The 17,461-nt window shown below is 55.7% G+C and carries 10 protein-coding genes; 4 read left to right on the forward strand and 6 right to left on the reverse strand.

Features of this window, described 5'->3' with window-relative positions:
• Nucleotides 1-63 precede the first annotated feature (63 nt).
• The 4 genes from alkB to ACJBF3_RS01235 form a co-directional block, all read right to left on the reverse strand.
• A complete protein-coding gene (gene alkB / locus ACJBF3_RS01220; RefSeq protein ID WP_045327974.1) occupies nt 64-720 on the reverse strand; it encodes a DNA oxidative demethylase AlkB in 657 nt (218 codons plus the stop codon).
• Entirely contained in the window at nt 720-1,778 is a 1,059-nt protein-coding gene (ada, locus tag ACJBF3_RS01225; protein ID WP_045327973.1) for a bifunctional DNA-binding transcriptional regulator/O6-methylguanine-DNA methyltransferase Ada, read from the reverse strand. The genes alkB and ada overlap by 1 nt, the downstream gene beginning before the upstream one ends.
• Before the next feature lie 72 nt (nt 1,779-1,850).
• Nucleotides 1,851-2,906, reverse strand: a complete 1,056-nt coding sequence (gene apbE / locus ACJBF3_RS01230) for an FAD:protein FMN transferase ApbE (RefSeq protein WP_045327972.1) — start codon at nt 2,904-2,906, stop codon at nt 1,851-1,853.
• Nucleotides 2,907-3,020: 114 nt separating this feature from the next.
• Nucleotides 3,021-4,136: a porin OmpC gene (locus ACJBF3_RS01235; protein ID WP_045327971.1), complete on the reverse strand. Its 1,116-nt coding sequence runs from the start codon at nt 4,134-4,136 to the stop codon at nt 3,021-3,023.
• Between the two features lie 742 nt (nt 4,137-4,878).
• Between ACJBF3_RS01235 and rcsD the strand changes: the two genes are divergently transcribed.
• Nucleotides 4,879-7,551, forward strand: a complete 2,673-nt coding sequence (rcsD, locus tag ACJBF3_RS01240) for a phosphotransferase RcsD (protein WP_045327970.1) — start codon at nt 4,879-4,881, stop codon at nt 7,549-7,551.
• Nucleotides 7,552-7,567: 16 nt separating this feature from the next.
• On the forward strand, nt 7,568-8,218 hold the full coding sequence (gene rcsB / locus ACJBF3_RS01245) for a response regulator transcription factor RcsB (RefSeq protein WP_003859405.1): 651 nt from the start codon (nt 7,568-7,570) through the stop codon (nt 8,216-8,218).
• A 111-nt stretch (nt 8,219-8,329) separates the two neighbouring features.
• Here rcsB and rcsC read toward each other — a convergent pair whose 3' ends face one another.
• Both rcsC and gyrA read right to left on the reverse strand, forming a co-directional pair.
• The gene (gene rcsC / locus ACJBF3_RS01250) at nt 8,330-11,176 is read right to left on the reverse strand and encodes a two-component system sensor histidine kinase RcsC (RefSeq protein WP_045327969.1); all 2,847 of its coding nucleotides are present in this window, start codon (nt 11,174-11,176) and stop codon (nt 8,330-8,332) included.
• A 134-nt stretch (nt 11,177-11,310) separates the two neighbouring features.
• Nucleotides 11,311-13,947, reverse strand: a complete 2,637-nt coding sequence (gyrA, locus tag ACJBF3_RS01255) for a DNA topoisomerase (ATP-hydrolyzing) subunit A (RefSeq protein WP_045327968.1) — start codon at nt 13,945-13,947, stop codon at nt 11,311-11,313.
• Nucleotides 13,948-14,093: 146 nt separating this feature from the next.
• Here gyrA and ubiG point away from each other — a divergent pair, with 146 nt between their 5' ends.
• Entirely contained in the window at nt 14,094-14,822 is a 729-nt protein-coding gene (gene ubiG / locus ACJBF3_RS01260; RefSeq protein WP_045327966.1) for a bifunctional 2-polyprenyl-6-hydroxyphenol methylase/3-demethylubiquinol 3-O-methyltransferase UbiG, read from the forward strand.
• 347 nt (nt 14,823-15,169) lie between these two features.
• The gene (gene nrdA, locus ACJBF3_RS01265; protein ID WP_032641913.1) at nt 15,170-17,455 is read left to right on the forward strand and encodes a class 1a ribonucleoside-diphosphate reductase subunit alpha; all 2,286 of its coding nucleotides are present in this window, start codon (nt 15,170-15,172) and stop codon (nt 17,453-17,455) included.
• Nucleotides 17,456-17,461: the final 6 nt, after the last annotated feature.

Below are 17,461 nucleotides of genomic sequence, written 5' to 3' on the forward strand. Positions count from 1 at the left end.
AATCCGGACAATAAAAATCAGCCAGCAGTGTAAACTGCCCTGCGCGGACATCAAGAATAATTCTTATTTTAGTTTATTGTGCCCCGCCTGACGGAAGGTCAGGTTGTAACGGTACTCACCCGTGAGCGGGTGAACCCCGGGCTTCAGCGGCTGAATACCGTGGTAATACAGCCGCGACGCCCTGCCCCACACCACCACATCGCCATGTTCCAGCATGATGCGCTTGAGCGGGTCGTTGCGGCGCAATCCGCCAAACTGGAAGACGGCGGGCAGCCCTAACGATACCGAAACGATAGGCGCGCGCAGGTCGGGCTCGTCCTTGTCCTGGTGCAGGGAGAGCTTCGCACCGACGGCGTAGCGGTTAATCAGGCAGGCATCCGGCCGAAAGTCAGGGTACTCCGCCGCCACCGCCGCCTCGTGACAAAGTGCCTGAAAAACATCAGGCATCGGGGGCCACGGCTGCCCGGTCGTGGGATCGTGCGGGGCATACACATACCCACGCTCGTTTGTCGACCAGCCCAGTTCACCGCAGTTGGCCATGGCCACCGACATCGTGTAACCGCCCGGCGTGACCATATGGCGAAACGGCGAAACCGCCGTCACCGCTTCGATACCGGCAAGCAGTTCCGCCGCGCGGGAGAGGGCAAAGCGGCGCAGGACCGCCGCCCCCGGGGCCAGCGGCTCCTGCCAGGGTTCAGCATCCGCAAAAAGATCGAGCATTATCCCTCCCGGCGTTTCGCCTCACGTTTTAGTAACAGCGCTTTTCGCGCCGTTCCCCATCGGTAACCGGACAGCGCGCCGTCGTGACGCACCACGCGATGACAGGGGATCACAATGGCCAGCGTGTTGGCCGCACAGGCTCCTGCAACGGCGCGTACCGCATTGGGCTTACCAATCGCCTGCGCCACCTGCCGGTAGCTTGCCGTTTCGCCGCAGGGAATGTTGCGAAGGGCCTGCCAGACGCGCTGCTGGAACGCGGTACCGCGGATATCCAGCGGCAGCGCAAGCGGTAGGTCGCGGTCATCAATACTGGCAATCACCTGATGGATCCGCCGAACGAAAGCGTCGTCCAGCGGCGCGTGCGTGGCTTTTGGAAATTGTGCGGCAAGCTCTGCGGTTAGCTCAGCATCGGTGTCACCCAGCAGGATCGCGCAGATCCCCCGCTCGCTTTCTGCAACCAGACAGCGCCCTAACGAACAGTCATCGATGGCATAGCGCACCGCCACCTCACCTTTACGGTACTGCTTCGCCGTCATGCCCAGCGCATTGTCGGCTTTACGGTAATAGCTGCTGCTGTCGGGAAACCCCGCCGCCAGCACGGCGTCGGTAATTTTCTCTCCCTCTGCAAGCGCGGTTCGCAGACGCTGGCTTCGCGCCGCCTGCTGCCAGGCTTTTGGCGTCATGCCGGTCACGGACTTAAACAGACGGTGGAAATGGAAAGGACTCATGGCGACCTGCTGCGCCAGCCCCTCCAGCGTTAACGCAGGATCCTGCTCCAGCAGCCGGCAGGCCTGTTCCACTTTTTCCAGCTTTTGCGCCTGCGGATCGCGCCTGTCCGGCATGCAGCGCTTGCAGGGACGAAAGCCAGCCTGCGCGGCATGGTGGGCATCGGGATAGAAACGGACATTTTTACGCAGCGCGTGGCGGGCGCGGCATGACGGGCGGCAGAAAATACCCGTTGTCTGCACGGCGAAGACAAACTGCTCGTCAGCGCGCGGATCGCGGGCCATCACCGCCTGCCAGCGATCCTCATCGGTAATAAAGGTGAGGTTTTTCATTATCGGCTCCTCTTGTAAGCATACATAGAGCGTGCCTGCGCGCCACTGATAAAAAACCCGCAACCTTGCTTTTTAATTTTTGTCGCGCACCAGGAAGCTGTCGAACTGCGGTGAATGCCAGGTTTTGAACCCGTCGCCCTCTTTGGTGATCATATAAACGGCCAGCCCTTCCTGACGCACCACCTCTTTGGCTTTTTCCGGGCCGAGAACCATTAATCCGGTATCCCAGGCATCCGCTTCCAGCGCGGTGGGAGCAATCACCGTCACCGAGACCAGGTTATGGGAGATAGGACGTCCGGTCTGCGGATCGATAACGTGCGAAATACGCTTCCCGTCGAGCTCGTAGTAGTTGCGGTAGCTTCCGGAGGTGCTGATGCCGTGTCCGTTGATGTCCACGATTGCCTGTACGGCATTTTGCCGATCGGTCGGTTTTTGAATCGCAACGCGCCACGGCTTATCGCTGGCGTTCATGCCGCGGCTGACTAACGCACCGCCCACGGAGACCAGATAACGGGAAATCCCTTCCTGCGCCATCAGCGCCGCAAGATGATCCGCCGCATAGCCTTCCCCGACCGTCGACAGATCGACAAACAGATCGGGGATATCTTTTTGCAGGTACTGCTGTCCGTACTGGTTGATTACGGTCAGATGCTTAAGCCCCGTCCGGGCGCGGGCGTCATCAATGGCCGCCTGTTCGGGCGTCTTCACCGGCTGTTTATTCGGGCCAAATCCCCAGAGGTTCACCAGCGGGCCGACGGTCACATCCATCGCCCCGTTGGTTTTGTAGCCTACGCGCATGGCCTCGGTCACGATATCGGCCATCGCCTCGCTCACCGGCCACAGGGAGGTGCTGGTTGAGAGGTTGAAGCGCATCAGCGCCGAGTTATTTTTATAGGTCGACAGCAGCTGGTCGTCGGCATCCAGCTGTGACTGGATTTTACCGCGAAGTTCATCTGCGCGCGTTTTATCGAGGTTCATCACGCTGACGCGCCAGAAGGTCCCCATCGTTTTGCCTTCGAGCACCGTCGCGGCAGGTGCATCGGTCTTCGCTACGGGGGCGGGATCGTTACACGCGGTCAGGAAAAAAAGCATAGCCAGAAAGCTGGCGCGTAAAAAAGTCATGTCCATTCATTATTATCCTCATGCCAGGGCGGCAAGAGTACACCAAAACGGGTAAGTTGTGAGAACCGGAGAGGCACAAAAAAGGGGCCATCAGGCCCCTTACGTCACACGATCGCGCGATTAGAACTGGTAAACCAGGCCCAGCGCGACGATATCGTCAGTACCGATACCCGCCTGACGGGTGAATTCATTTTCATCAACCAGGTTGATTTTGTAATCCACGTAGGTGGACATGTTTTTGTTGAAGTAGTAAGTCGCACCCACATCAACATATTTCAGCAGATCCTGGTCGCCGTAACCTTCGATGTCCTTGCCTTTAGACTGCAGGTAAGCCACGGATGGACGCAGGCCGAAGTCGAACTGGTACTGAGCAACCACTTCGAAGTTCTGCGCTTTGTTAGCGAAGCCGTAAATCTGGCTGCTGCTCTGAGAGTTGCCGAAGCGCGTTGCGTTATAGGTCTGAGAGTACTGTGCCGCCAGGTAGATGTTGTTGGCGTCATATTTCAGGCCACCGGTATACACTTCAGCGTGGTCACCTTCGCCTTTCAGCGCCTGGTTAGCCGTGTTGTTCTGGTCAGCAGTACGCTTCGAAGAAGACATTGCACCGCCGATGCTGAACCCTTCGCCCAGATTATAGGTCAGGGACGCACCGTAGCCGTCACCGTTCTGTTTCAGGGTGCTGCGACCGGTCTCGTTTTCACCGCTTACGCTGCCGTTTTTACCCTGATACTGCAGAGCAAAGTTCAGGCCGTCAACCAGACCAAAGAAGTCCTGGTTACGGTAGGTAGCCACGCCGTTAGCACGGGACTGCAGGAAGTTGTCTGCACCGTAGGTATCGCCGCCAAATTCTGGCAGCACGTCGGTCCAGGAGGTTACGTCGTAGATTACGCCGTAGTTACGACCGTAATCGAAAGAACCTGCTTCAGCGAACTTGAGACCCGCGAACGCCACACGCGTCCAGGCCTGGTTGTCGCTTTCAGAGGTGTTGCCCTGGATCTGGTATTCCCACTGGCCGTAACCGGTCAGCTGATCGTTAACCTGGGTTTCGCCTTTGAAGCCCAGACGCATGTAGGTCTGGTCACCGTCGGCACTCTTGTCGTCAGAGAAATAGTGCAGACCATCAACTTTGCCGTACAGATCTAATTTGTTGCCATCTTTGTTATAAATTTCGGCCGCATTCGCTGCGCCTGCCACCAGGAGTGCTGGTACCAGGAGGGACAGTACTTTAACTTTCATTTTATTAACCCTCTGTTATATGCCTTATAATTGCCACTGCTTACTGGCTAACCCTCATTAACCAGTCGGCAATTTCATTCTCCGCAAAATTACAGAATAATCCAATGCGAATATGATACTAAAACTTTGAAGATGTTTCATTTACCTATCAACATGTTTCAAAATGTAAATATCAAGGAACTTTTACAAAGCACAAATAGCTTAGAAAATTAGCACTTATAATCAAAAGAAAAAACCACCATATTAATATCAATACCTTACAATAAAAAACGTTACCGCACTGAATGACAAAACAAGATCGCACCGAATCTCTAAAATAACTCTCGCTATCATCATTAACTTTATTTATTACCGTCATTCAGTTTTGAATGTCTGTTTATCCCTAATTGAGCCGGATGCTTCGCATTCGGTTTTTTTTTACCTTTCTTTACGTAACTTGTCATTTTTTGTGCTACCGCACCGAAATTGTAACGACTATTAACTAAATTCCCGACAGGTTCCGGCGAAATTCTCAAGTTGATGCAATTCTTAATTTCTTGTTAATTCGTGCTATTTACTGGCTGCGCTGGGCGATTATTTGTACGCGCACGGCGCGTTTGTACATATTTACCGCACGCCTCACCGCCGATAATGTCCCGTGAAAAAGTCTCCTCTTCCCGGTCAGTGGCGCTGGAAATTCAGTTATTACCCTTTATACTGCCCTATCGCCACAGAGCACGACCATAACGGGTTAAAGATATCAATGAGTCAGACTGAAACTACCGCCCCGAGCAAATTCTCTCTCCTTCCCGGGAGCATTACCCGTTTCTTTCTTCTTTTGATCGTTGTGCTGTTAGTCACCATGGGGGTAATGGTACAAAGCGCGGTCAACGCCTGGCTGAAGGATAAAAGCTATCAGGTCGTCGATATCACCCATGCCGTGCACAAGCGCATAGATACCTGGCGCTACGCCACCTGGCAGATTTACGACAATATCGCGGCGTCGCCGACCTCCTCTTCCGGGGATGGGCTTCAGGAGACGCGGCTTAAGCAGGATGTCTACTATCTCGAAAAACCGCAGCGTAAGACCGAAGCGCTTATCTTTGGCTCTCACGACAGCGCGACGCTTGAGATGACGCAGCGTATGTCGGCCTATCTCGATACCCTCTGGGGTGCCGAAACGGTGCCGTGGTCGATGTACTATCTGAACGGTCAGGACAACAGCATGATCCTGATCTCCACGCTGCCGCTAAAAGATCTCTCTTCCGGTTTCAAAGAGACCACCGTGGGCAGCATCGTCGACTCCCGCCGGGCAGAGATGCTGCAGCAGGCAAACGCCCTTGATGAACGCGAAAGCTTCTCTTCCCTGCGTCGCCTGGCCTGGCAAAACGGCCATTATTTTACCCTGCGCACCACCTTCAACCAGCCGGGACACCTGGCGACGGTAGTGGCCTTCGATTTACCGATTAATGATTTAATCCCGCCGGACATGCCGCTCGATAGCTTCCGCCTGGAGCCCGACAGCAGCACCCAGAACCTGCGTGCGGCGTCAGACAAAGAGGCTGCTGAGAGCGTTTCAATCTCCTTTAACGGCTCGAAAATCGAAATTGCCTCATCGCTGAACTCGACCGGTATGCGCCTGGTGTGGCAGGTGCCGTTTGGCACGCTGCTGCTCGACACGCTGCAAAATATCCTGCTGCCCCTGCTGCTGAATATCGGCCTGCTGGCGCTGGCCCTGTTTGGCTACAGCACCTTCCGTTTCCAGTCGGGGCGTCAAAGCGACACTTCTGCGGTTCCGGCCGGCACCAGCAATGAGCTGCGGGTACTACGTGCGCTGAATGAAGAGATTGTTTCCGTGCTGCCGCTGGGGGTCTTAGTTCATGACCAGGAGGCGAATCGCACGGTGATGAGCAACAAAATTGCCGACCATCTGCTGCCGCATCTTAACCTGCAGAACATCACCACCATGGCGGATCAGCACCAGGGGGTGATTCAGGCCACCATCAACAATGAGCTGTACGAGATCCGTCAGTTCCGCAGCCAGGTGGCTCCCCGTACGCAAATCTTCATCATCCGCGATCAGGATCGCGAAGTGCTGGTCAATAAAAAGCTCAAGCAGGCGCAAAGGCTGTATGAGAAAAACCAGCAGGGGCGCGCCGCATTCATGCAGAACATTGGCGATGCCTTCAAGCAGCCGTTAAGAACCCTGGCAACCCAGGCGGCGGCGTTAAACGCCCCTGAAAGCCACCAGCTTGCCAGCCAGGCCGACTCGCTGGTCAGAATGGTTGATGAGATCCAGCTGGCAAACATGCTGGAGAATGATTTCTGGAAGGGAACGCCAACCCTCTTCTCCATTCAGAACCTGATCGATGAAGTGGTGCCGGAGGTGCTGCCCGTGATTAAGCGCAAAGGGCTGCAGCTGCTGATCAATAACAATCTTCCGGCGAACGATGAACGCCACGGCGATCGCGAAGCGCTGCGCCGTATTCTGCTGATGATTATCCAGTACGCCGTTACCACCACGCAGATCGGCAAGATCACGCTCGAAGTCAGTACGGAGGAGTCCGCTGAAGACCGCCTGACGTTCCGCATCCTCGACACCGGGGAAGGCGTTACCACGAGTGAAATTGATAATCTCCACTTCCCGTTCCTGAATGACACGCAAAGCGATCGCTACGGCAAGGCTAATGCGCTCACCTTCTGGCTGTGCGATCAGCTGGCGCGTAAGCTCGGCGGCCATTTGAATATCAAAGCCCGTGAATCCCTTGGCACCCGCTATTCTTTGCACGTGAAAATGGCGGCTAATCCGCAGGAAGAAGATGAAGAACGTCTGCTGGATGATGTCGTGGTTATGGTCGATGTGACCTCGAACGAGATCCGCAATATTGTCGTTCGTCAGTTAGAAAACTGGGGTGCGGCATGCATCACGCCGGATGAAAGACTTTCAAGTCAAGAATTTGATCTGTTTTTAACTGATAATCCGTCTAATCTTACTGCCTCCGGCTTGCTTTTAAGCGATGATGAGTCAGGCGTGCGGAAAATCGGCCCTGGCCAGCTGCGCGTCAACTTTAATATCAGCAATGCGATGCAGGAAGCTGTACTACAACTAATAGAAGAGCAGCTGGCACAGGAAGAGATAGCGGAATCGCCGTTAGGCGGCAATGAAAATGCCGAGCTTCACGCCAGCGGATACTATTCACTCTTTGTTGATACAGTACCAGATGATGTTAAGCGGTTGTATACTGAGTCCGCTGCGAATGACTTTGCAGCGCTGGCGCAGACAGCACACCGGCTTAAAGGGGTGTTTGCCATGCTTAATCTGGTTCCCGGCAAGCAGTTATGTGAAACGCTGGAACATCTTATTCGTGAGAAAGATGCCTCTGGCATTGAAAAATACATCAGCGACATTGACGACTACGTCAAAAGCTTGCTGTAGCAAGGTAGCCTTATACATGAACAATATGAACGTAATTATTGCCGATGACCATCCGATTGTACTGTTCGGTATTCGCAAATCACTTGAACAGATCGAGTGGGTGAATGTAGTCGGTGAATTTGAAGACTCTACAGCACTGATCAATAACCTCCCAAAGCTTGATGCACACGTGCTCATTACCGATCTCTCCATGCCAGGAGACAAGTACGGTGATGGGATCACGCTCATCAAATACATTAAACGCCACTTCCCGGATATCTCGATCATCGTTCTGACCATGAACAACAACCCGGCGATCCTGAGCGCCGTGCTGGATCTGGACATCGAAGGGATTGTGCTGAAACAGGGCGCCCCGACCGATCTGCCAAAAGCGCTTGCGGCGCTGCAGAAAGGCAAGAAGTTCACGCCTGAGAGCGTCTCCCGCCTGCTGGAAAAAATCAGCGCGGGTGGCTACGGTGATAAACGCCTGTCGCCGAAAGAGAGTGAAGTTCTGCGCCTGTTCGCAGAAGGTTTCCTGGTGACCGAGATTGCCAAGAAGCTGAACCGCAGTATTAAAACCATCAGCAGCCAGAAGAAATCCGCGATGATGAAGCTGGGCGTGGACAACGATATTGCTCTGCTGAACTATCTCTCCTCCGTCACGCTGAGCGCAACGGATAAGGATTGATCTCCGCTGTTTATGCCGGGTGGCGCTCGCGCTTACCCGGCCTACAGATCCCGTAGGCCCGCGCAAGCGCAGCGCCGCCGGGCAAATAAAAAAGGCCCTTCCGGGCCTTTTTTATATCCGCGTTTTTCTCACGCGCTCGGCGTAAATCGACAGAGTCTGCTTCAGCACGTCCAGCGTGACCGGTTTCGACAGACAGCTGTCCATGCCCGATTCCAGACAGCGCTGCTTCTCTTCCGCCAGGGCGTTCGCCGTGACGCCCACCACGGGCAGCGTCAGGCCAAGCTGGCGGATGCGCTGCGTCAGACGGTAGCCGTCCATGTTCGGCATGTTGACGTCGCTCAGCACGATATCAATATGGTTTTTACTCAGCACATTCAGCGCATCCACGCCGTCATTGGCCGTTTTGCACTGGTAGCCCAGCGATCCAAGCTGGTCAGCCAGCAGGCGACGGTTTATCGGATGGTCATCCACCACCAGAATCATCATATCGTCATTCACCGACGCCAGAGACTCCGGTGACGGCAATCCGCCCGCGCCGTCGCGCTCTTCCAGCTCCACTTTGTAGATGCGCGCCAGCAGGCTTAACAGCTCGTGCGGCGTGGCGACGCTGTGTACCCATTCTCCAGGCGCACGCTCGACAGGAATACCGATATGGCGACGGCAGAAGAGCACCGACCCTCTCCCCTGCCACGGCTCTTCCAGCGCCTCGTCAGCGATCAGCACATCGTCCACATCCGGCATCTGGCCTTCATAGCGACACACCCTCACGCCGCTGCGGGTGAGCAGCGCCGTCAGGTAGTCATTCAGCGAGGCGTTATGCACCGCCAGCCAGCAGCGCTTGTCGCTCAGCCCGTCCACCGTCGCTTTTGCCGGATACTGCGCGGAATAGAGCGGAATACGGATAGTGAACTGGCTGCCCATGCCGGGTTCGGTATCGACGGAAATATCACCGTCCATCATGCTGACGAGCTTCTCACAGATCGCCAGCCCCAGTCCGGTCCCCTGGAAGTTACGCTGCACGCCGGTCCCGACCTGGAAGAACGGGTCGAACAGACGAACGACTTCCTTCGCCGGGATGCCAACGCCCGTGTCGCGCACGCGAATGCTCAGGTAATCTCCCGCCCGGCAGACGTGCAGCACAATACAGCCCACGTCGGTGAATTTGATGGCGTTGCTGAGCAGGTTAGAGATGACCTGCTGCAGGCGCATCGGATCGCCATGCAGCGTCAGCGGCACGTCCGGCTCGATAAAGCAGTAGAGCCCGAGCTGTTTACGCACCACCAGCGGCAGATAGTTGGCGCTGATATGGTTCATTACCTCGCGCGGGGAGAACTCGCGCGGCTCGATTTTCAGCTGCTCAGACTCAATTTTCGAGAAGTCGAGAATATCGCTGATGATCTTCAGCAGCAGGCTGGAAGAGTTGTTCATTGCCGTCACCAGCCTGTCGACCCCTTTCGGCAACTCTTTGGTCTGCAGCAGATCGAGGTTACCGATGATCCCGTACAGCGGCGTACGCAGCTCGTGGCTGACCGTCGCAAGGAACATAGATTTGGACTGGCTGGCCTGCTCCGCGGCCTGCGCCATCTCCTGCAGCGACTCTTCCATCTTCACGCGCGCGGAAACATCCACCAGCACGCAAATCGCCACGTTTTCGTTACGATAGCGGGAATGGACAAAGCTGATCTGCAGGTTGGTGTGCGTGCTGGTGAGCACGTCGACAAAGTTAACCTGCTGGCCGCAGATAATTTGCGTTAGCCTCTGCCGGTCCTCGTGCGTCAGCATGTTCAGGTAGTTATGCGCCAGTTCGTTACTGAGGATGTTGGTCCCGTCCTGGGTACGCAGAATACAGATCCCCACCGGTGCCGATGCGACAATTTTCCGGTTAAACTGCTCGTGCTCTTCCAGCCGCTGGGCGTCGCTTTCGGCGGGAATAAAGATTTTCCGCTCGTACATGCGCGCCAGCGTAAACAGCGCCCCACCCGCGATCAGGTTCAGCAGAATGGCATTCATGATGAGAATACGGATCCGCTCAAGCACCATATCCACCGGCAGCGAATAGACAATGCTCAGCGACGAAGGCGGCAGGCTCTTCTTTAGCACCAGCTCGCGGAAGCCTGAGGTATAGCCAAACCACGACCGCTCCTGCATCCAGTGCGGTTCGACGTTTAACCGGTTATCCGGCCCGGCAAGCGAGATCAGCTGATGGCCGTTTTCATCCAGAATGGTCACCCCCATGGGCAGGCTGCCCGGGGTGAAAAAGTTTTCCATACGAATGGTCTGCTCAATCCCCAGCAGCGCCTGCAGGCGATTGCCGAGATAGACCGGCGTCAGGGCATAGAAATAGCCCACGCCCGGACGCGGCCCCTGGCTCACCCAGAAGATGTTATTTCCACGCTCGTCCTGCGGCGCATTGCGGTATTTCACAATACGTTCATGCAGGCTTTTCAGCGCATCGTCACGCTCAACGGGCGCGTCGCGCAGGCCAAAGTCAGCCATGCAGAGATTTTCACTGCCAATCAGGAATACGCGGTTCAGGTCATAGGCGGCGGAGAAATTATCGCGCCAGTAGCGCATAAACCAGGCAAGAGACTCCAGCGACCCGCGCCAGGTATTGCTCATGGTGGAGCAATCGGAGTCCGGGAACAGCGGCTGAAAATCAGGGACTTCGGTTTTGTCGTTACGCCCGCGAAGCGCAAGGATGCCGTTTTCCGCCGTGAGGCGATTTTCGGCAATATACTTCAGCTCCTTCATCACGTCAGACGTTCGCTGAATGTAGCGCTGCGCCTGGTCGGAGCTTGAGTTAAACTCCTGGCGGATCTCCGCTTCTTTCTGGTGCAGGGCGTTAACGATATAAAACACCGACAACAGGGCCACCAGCAGCCAAAGCAGGAGCGCCAGCGCCCGGAACAGATAGCGAGAGACTTTCAGCGTATTACGAAAGGAGACGAGGTATTTCAAGGGGGCGAGGCTCCGCCGTCGGGGTCAAAAGAATGTGGTTAAGGTAGCGGTAAACGCGCCAGGTCGCAACGTTGACTTATCTGGTTGTGCAAAAGAAAAGGGCCGGAATCCGGCCCTTTTTGCATCAGGAGACATTACTCGTCAGCGTCATCCGCTGCGTCATCGTCGGTGTCCGCTTCCGGCGCGATTTCATCGTCACCTTCCGCGACGCTGCCGTCGATGGAATCGAGCTCTTCGTCATCCACCGGCTCGGCCACGCGCTGCAGACCCACCACGTTTTCATCTTCCGCTGTACGGATGAGGATCACGCCCTGGGTGTTACGACCCACCACGCTGATCTCAGACACGCGGGTACGCACCAGCGTACCGGCATCGGTGATCATCATGATTTGGTCGGCATCGTCCACCTGCACCGCGCCGACAACGGAACCGTTGCGCTCGGTCACTTTGATAGAGATAACGCCCTGCGTGCCGCGAGACTTGGTCGGGTACTCGCTTTCCGCGGTGCGTTTACCGTAACCGTTCTGGGTGACGGTCAGGATTGCACCTTCGCCGCGCGGAACGATCAGGGAAACCACGGAATCTTCACCCGCCAGCTTGATGCCGCGAACGCCGGTCGCCGTACGACCCATGGCGCGCACCGCGTTCTCCTTAAAGCGCACCACTTTACCGGCCGCAGAGAACAGCATCACTTCGTCAGAACCGGAGGTCAGATCCACGCCGATCAGCTCGTCGCCTTCGTTCAGGTTGACGGCGATGATACCGGCAGAACGTGGACGGCTGAACTCGGTCAGCGCGGTTTTCTTCACGGTACCGCTGGCGGTCGCCATAAAGACGTTCACGCCCTCTTCGTACTCGCGTACCGGCAGGATGGCGGTAATACGTTCATTCGCTTCCAGCGGCAGCAGGTTGACGATTGGACGACCACGCGCACCGCGGCTCGCTTCCGGCAGCTGATAGACTTTCATCCAGTACAGACGACCGCGGCTGGAGAAGCAGAGGATCGTATCATGGGTGTTGGCCACCAGCAGGCGGTCAATAAAGTCTTCTTCTTTAATACGTGCTGCAGATTTACCTTTACCGCCACGACGCTGTGCTTCGTAGTCGGTCAGCGGCTGATACTTCACATAGCCCTGGTGAGACAGGGTGACCACCACGTCTTCGCGGTTGATCAGATCTTCAATGTTGATATCAGAGCTGTTCGCGGTGATTTCGGTGCGACGCTCGTCGCCGAACTGATCGCGGACCAGCTCCAGCTCTTCGCGGATCACTTCCATCAGACGCTCTGCGCTACCCAGAATGTGCAGCAGCTCGGCAATCTGTTCCAGCAGCTCTTTGTATTCGTCGAGCAGTTTTTCGTGCTCAAGGCCGGTCAGTTTCTGCAGACGCAGATCCAGAATCGCCTGGGCCTGCTGTTCAGTCAGGTAGTACTGACCGTCACGCACGCCGAATTCCGGTTCCAGCCACTCAGGACGCGCCGCGTCATCGCCCGCACGTTCCAGCATCGCGGCAACGTTGCCCAGATCCCACGGACGGGAAATCAGCGCGGCTTTCGCTTCTGCAGGCGTTGGCGCACGGCGGATCAGCTCGATGATCGGGTCGATGTTGGCCAGCGCAACCGCCAGCGCTTCCAGGATATGCGCACGATCGCGGGCTTTACGCAGTTCAAAGATGGTACGGCGGGTCACCACTTCACGGCGGTGACGCACGAACGCGCTCAGGATCTCTTTCAGGTTCATGATCTTCGGCTGACCATGGTGCAGTGCAACCATGTTGATACCGAAGGAGACCTGAAGCTGAGTCTGGGAGTACAGGTTGTTCAGGACAACCTCGCCCACCGCGTCGCGTTTGATCTCAATCACGATGCGCATGCCGTCTTTGTCAGACTCGTCACGCAGCGCGCTGATGCCTTCAACACGTTTTTCTTTTACCAGCTCGGCGATTTTTTCAATCAGACGCGCTTTGTTCACCTGATACGGGATCTCGTGAACAATGATGGTTTCACGGCCGGTTTTGGCGTCCGCTTCCACTTCGGCGCGGGCACGGATGTAAATCTTGCCGCGGCCGGTACGGTACGCTTCTTCAATACCGCGACGACCGTTGATGATCGCCGCCGTCGGGAAGTCCGGGCCCGGGATGTGGGTCATCAGCCCTTCAATGCTGATGTCTTCATCGTCGATATAGGCCAGGCAGCCGTTGATCACCTCGGTGATATTGTGCGGCGGAATGTTGGTTGCCATACCGACCGCGATACCGGACGAACCGTTAACCAGCAGGTTCGGGATCTTGGTTGGCATCACATCTGGGATGCGCTCGGTGCCGTCGTAGTTATCGACGAAATCAACGGTCTCTTTTTCCAGGTCGGCCATCAGCTCATGAGCGATTTTCGACATACGGATTTCCGTATAACGCATCGCCGCAGCGGAGTCGCCGTCGACTGAACCAAAGTTACCCTGACCATCTACCAGCATGTAACGCAAGGAGAATGGCTGCGCCATACGAACGATGGTGTCATACACGGCGGTATCACCATGCGGGTGATATTTACCGATGACGTCACCGACGACGCGGGCAGATTTTTTATAGGCTTTATTCCAGTCATTGCCCAATACGTTCATGGCGTATAGTACGCGACGGTGTACCGGCTTCAGGCCATCGCGGACGTCCGGCAGCGCACGGCCAACAATGACCGACATCGCATAATCCAGATAGGAGCTCTTCAGCTCTTCCTCGATGTTAACCGGTGTAATTTCTCTCGCAAGGTCGCTCATCTAACCGCTATCCCTCTACTGTATCCCGGATTCAAAGGTCGCAAATTATAACACAGCCGAGGTGATTGAGGTAAACCTATACGCTTTATTCACGGGGATTGCCTGATATACTCCTTTGTCTTGCTAAATAAGGAGTAAAAGCGCCCATGAATGCCGAAAAATCCCCGGTGGCCCACAACGTTGACCACGAAGAGATTGCCAAATTTGAAGCGGTGGCGTCCCGCTGGTGGGATCTCGAAGGTGAGTTCAAACCGCTGCATCGCATTAACCCGCTGCGTCTGGGCTATATCGCGGAACGTTCCGGCGGTCTGTTCGGTAAGAAAGTGCTCGACGTCGGCTGCGGCGGCGGTATCCTGGCAGAGAGCATGGCGCGCGAAGGGGCGAATGTCACAGGCCTGGATATGGGCTTTGAACCGCTGCAGGTTGCCCGCCTTCACGCCCTGGAGTCCGGCATTCAGGTCGACTACGTGCAGGAAACCGTGGAAGAGCACGCGGCAAAACACGCCCACCAGTACGACGTGGTGACCTGCATGGAGATGCTGGAGCACGTTCCCGATCCGCAGTCGGTGGTGCACGCCTGTGCAAAACTGGTGAAACCGGGCGGCCAGGTCTTCTTCTCCACCATCAACCGCAACGGTAAAGCCTGGCTGATGGCCGTCGTCGGCGCGGAGTATGTGCTGCGCATGGTGCCGAAAGGCACGCACGACGTGAAGAAATTCATCAAGCCTGCGGAGCTATTGAGCTGGGTTGACCAGACGTGGCTCAAAGAGCAGCACATCACCGGTCTGCACTACAACCCGCTGACCGATAAATTCAAGCTCGCGCCGGGCGTGGATGTTAACTATATGTTGCACACAACCGCCAAAAACGACTAACGTCATTCGTTATTCTTATAAAGATTGCGCGACATCATGTTGCGCAATTCTGACCTCCCGTTGAAGAAATCAGCACTCGATCAAATTTTGAATTTTTTTTCTTAATTATTGACATGTCTTCCAGGCCTTACGGCACGAGGACTTAGCCTTTTTTACCCTTTCACAACCTCAATTTAACGTCAAAATCAACCCTTGTGCTGAAAAGATTCGATACTAGAATACTCACCATATAGCGTTTTTCTTATCGCAAACCCCCTATATGTAGTATTTATCCACAGAGTTAGTCACAAGACGGATCTGTGGATAAGCGGGGGATATTTTTTATTTCACGGACAGGTAAACCCCACATGAATCAGAGTCTGCTGGTGACAAAGCGCGACGGTACTACCGAGCGTATCAATCTGGACAAAATCCATCGAGTTCTCGACTGGGCAGCAGAAGGACTGAACAACGTATCTATCTCCCAGGTTGAACTGCGTTCCCACATTCAGTTCTACGACGGCATCAAAACGTCTGATATCCACGAAACGATTATTAAAGCAGCGGCAGATCTGATCTCCCGCGAAGCACCGGATTATCAGTACCTGGCTGCACGTCTGGCGATTTTCCACCTGCGTAAAAAAGCCTACGGCCAGTTTGAGCCGCCGAAGCTTTACGATCACGTGGTGAAAATGGTTGAGCTGGGCAAATACGACACGCATCTGCTGGAAGACTATACGGAAGAAGAGTTCGAGCAGATGAACGGGTTTATCGATCACTGGCGCGACATGAACTTCTCCTACGCGGCGGTGAAGCAGCTCGAAGGCAAATATCTGGTTCAGAACCGCGTAACCGGTGAGATCTACGAAAGCGCCCAGTTCCTCTATATTCTGGTGGCCGCCTGCCTGTTCTCGAACTACCCGCGTGACACCCGTCTGGACTACGTGAAGCGTTTCTACGATGCGGTATCCACGTTTAAGATTTCTCTGCCGACGCCAATCATGTCCGGCGTGCGTACCCCTACCCGTCAGTTCAGCTCCTGCGTGCTGATCGAATGTGGTGACAGCCTGGATTCCATCAACGCCACCTCCAGCGCCATCGTGAAATACGTTTCCCAGCGTGCCGGTATCGGCATCAACGCCGGTCGTATTCGCGCGCTGGGCAGCCCGATCCGCGGCGGCGAAGCGTTCCACACCGGCTGTATCCCGTTCTATAAGCACTTCCAGACGGCGGTAAAATCCTGCTCTCAGGGCGGCGTGCGCGGCGGTGCAGCGACCCTGTTCTACCCGATGTGGCACCTGGAAGTAGAAAGCCTGCTGGTCCTGAAAAACAACCGAGGCGTCGAAGGCAACCGCGTGCGCCACATGGACTACGGCGTGCAGATCAACAAGCTGATGTACACCCGTCTGCTGAAGGGTGAAGACATCACCCTGTTCAGCCCGTCCGACGTCCCGGGCCTGTATGACGCGTTCTTCGCCGATCAGGACGAGTTTGAGCGTCTGTACACCAAATACGAAAAAGACGACAGCATCCGCAAGCAGCGCGTGAAGGCGGTAGACCTGTTCTCCCTGATGATGCAGGAACGTGCCTCTACCGGTCGTATTTACATCCAGAACGTTGACCACTGCAACACCCACAGCCCGTTCGATCCGGTGGTTGCGCCAGTGCGCCAGTCTAACCTGTGCCTGGAGATCGCCCTGCCGACCAAACCGCTGGAAGACGTGAACGACGAAAACGGCGAAATCGCGCTGTGCACGCTGTCCGCGTTCAACCTCGGCGCGATTAAGAGCCTCGACGAGCTGGAAGAGCTGGCCGTGCTGGCGGTTCGTGCCCTCGACGCCCTGCTGGACTACCAGGATTACCCAATCCCGGCGGCAAAACGCGGCGCAATGGGCCGCCGTACCCTGGGTATCGGCGTGATCAACTTCGCCTACTGGCTGGCGAAAAACGGCAAGCGTTACTCCGACGGCAGCGCCAACAACCTGACGCACCAGACGTTCGAAGCGATTCAGTATTACCTGATGAAAGCCTCTAACGAGCTGGCGAAAGAGCAAGGCGCTTGCCCGTGGTTCAACGAAACCACCTACGCGAAAGGCATTCTGCCGATCGACACCTACAAGAAAGACCTGGATGCGATCGTCAGCGAGCCGCTGCACCTCGACTGGGAAGGCCTGCGCGAGTCCATTAAAACGCACGGCCTGCGTAACTCCACGCTCTCTGCCCTGATGCCGTCCGAGACCTCTTCGCAGATCTCTAACGCCACCAACGGCATTGAACCACCGCGCGGCCACGTCAGCATTAAAGCGTCGAAAGACGGCGTGCTGCGTCAGGTGGTGCCGGATTACGAGACCCTGGGTGACAAGTACGAGCTGCTGTGGGAAATGCCAAACAACGACGGCTACCTGCAGCTGGTGGGTATCATGCAGAAGTTTATCGACCAGTCGATCTCTGCTAATACCAACTACGACCCGACGCGCTTCCCGTCCGGCAAGGTGCCAATGCAGCAGCTGTTGAAAGACCTGCTGACCGCCTATAAATTTGGCGTGAAAACGCTGTACTATCACAACACCCGTGATGGCGCGGAAGATGCCCAGGACGACCTGGCTCCGTCCATTCAGGACGATGGCTGCGAAAGCGGCGCATGTAAGATCTAATGTAAA

The organism is Enterobacter sp. PP-008-ECC_S150, from assembly GCF_045257065.1.
Taxonomy (GTDB): domain Bacteria; phylum Pseudomonadota; class Gammaproteobacteria; order Enterobacterales; family Enterobacteriaceae; genus Enterobacter; species Enterobacter chengduensis.

Excerpts from the sequence above, each read along its gene's own strand:
- alkB (WP_045327974.1), bottom strand. The coding sequence starts at position 720 with ATGCTCGATCTTTTTGCGGATGCTGAACCCTGGCAGGAGCCGCTGGCC.
- ada (WP_045327973.1), bottom strand. The coding sequence starts at position 1,778 with ATGAAAAACCTCACCTTTATTACCGATGAGGATCGCTGGCAGGCGGTG.
- apbE (WP_045327972.1), bottom strand. The coding sequence starts at position 2,906 with ATGGACATGACTTTTTTACGCGCCAGCTTTCTGGCTATGCTTTTTTTC.
- ACJBF3_RS01235 (WP_045327971.1), bottom strand. The coding sequence starts at position 4,136 with ATGAAAGTTAAAGTACTGTCCCTCCTGGTACCAGCACTCCTGGTGGCA.
- rcsD (WP_045327970.1), top strand. The coding sequence starts at position 4,879 with ATGAGTCAGACTGAAACTACCGCCCCGAGCAAATTCTCTCTCCTTCCC.
- rcsB (WP_003859405.1), top strand. The coding sequence starts at position 7,568 with ATGAACAATATGAACGTAATTATTGCCGATGACCATCCGATTGTACTG.
- gyrA (WP_045327968.1), bottom strand. The coding sequence starts at position 13,947 with ATGAGCGACCTTGCGAGAGAAATTACACCGGTTAACATCGAGGAAGAG.
- ubiG (WP_045327966.1), top strand. The coding sequence starts at position 14,094 with ATGAATGCCGAAAAATCCCCGGTGGCCCACAACGTTGACCACGAAGAG.
- nrdA (WP_032641913.1), top strand. The coding sequence starts at position 15,170 with ATGAATCAGAGTCTGCTGGTGACAAAGCGCGACGGTACTACCGAGCGT.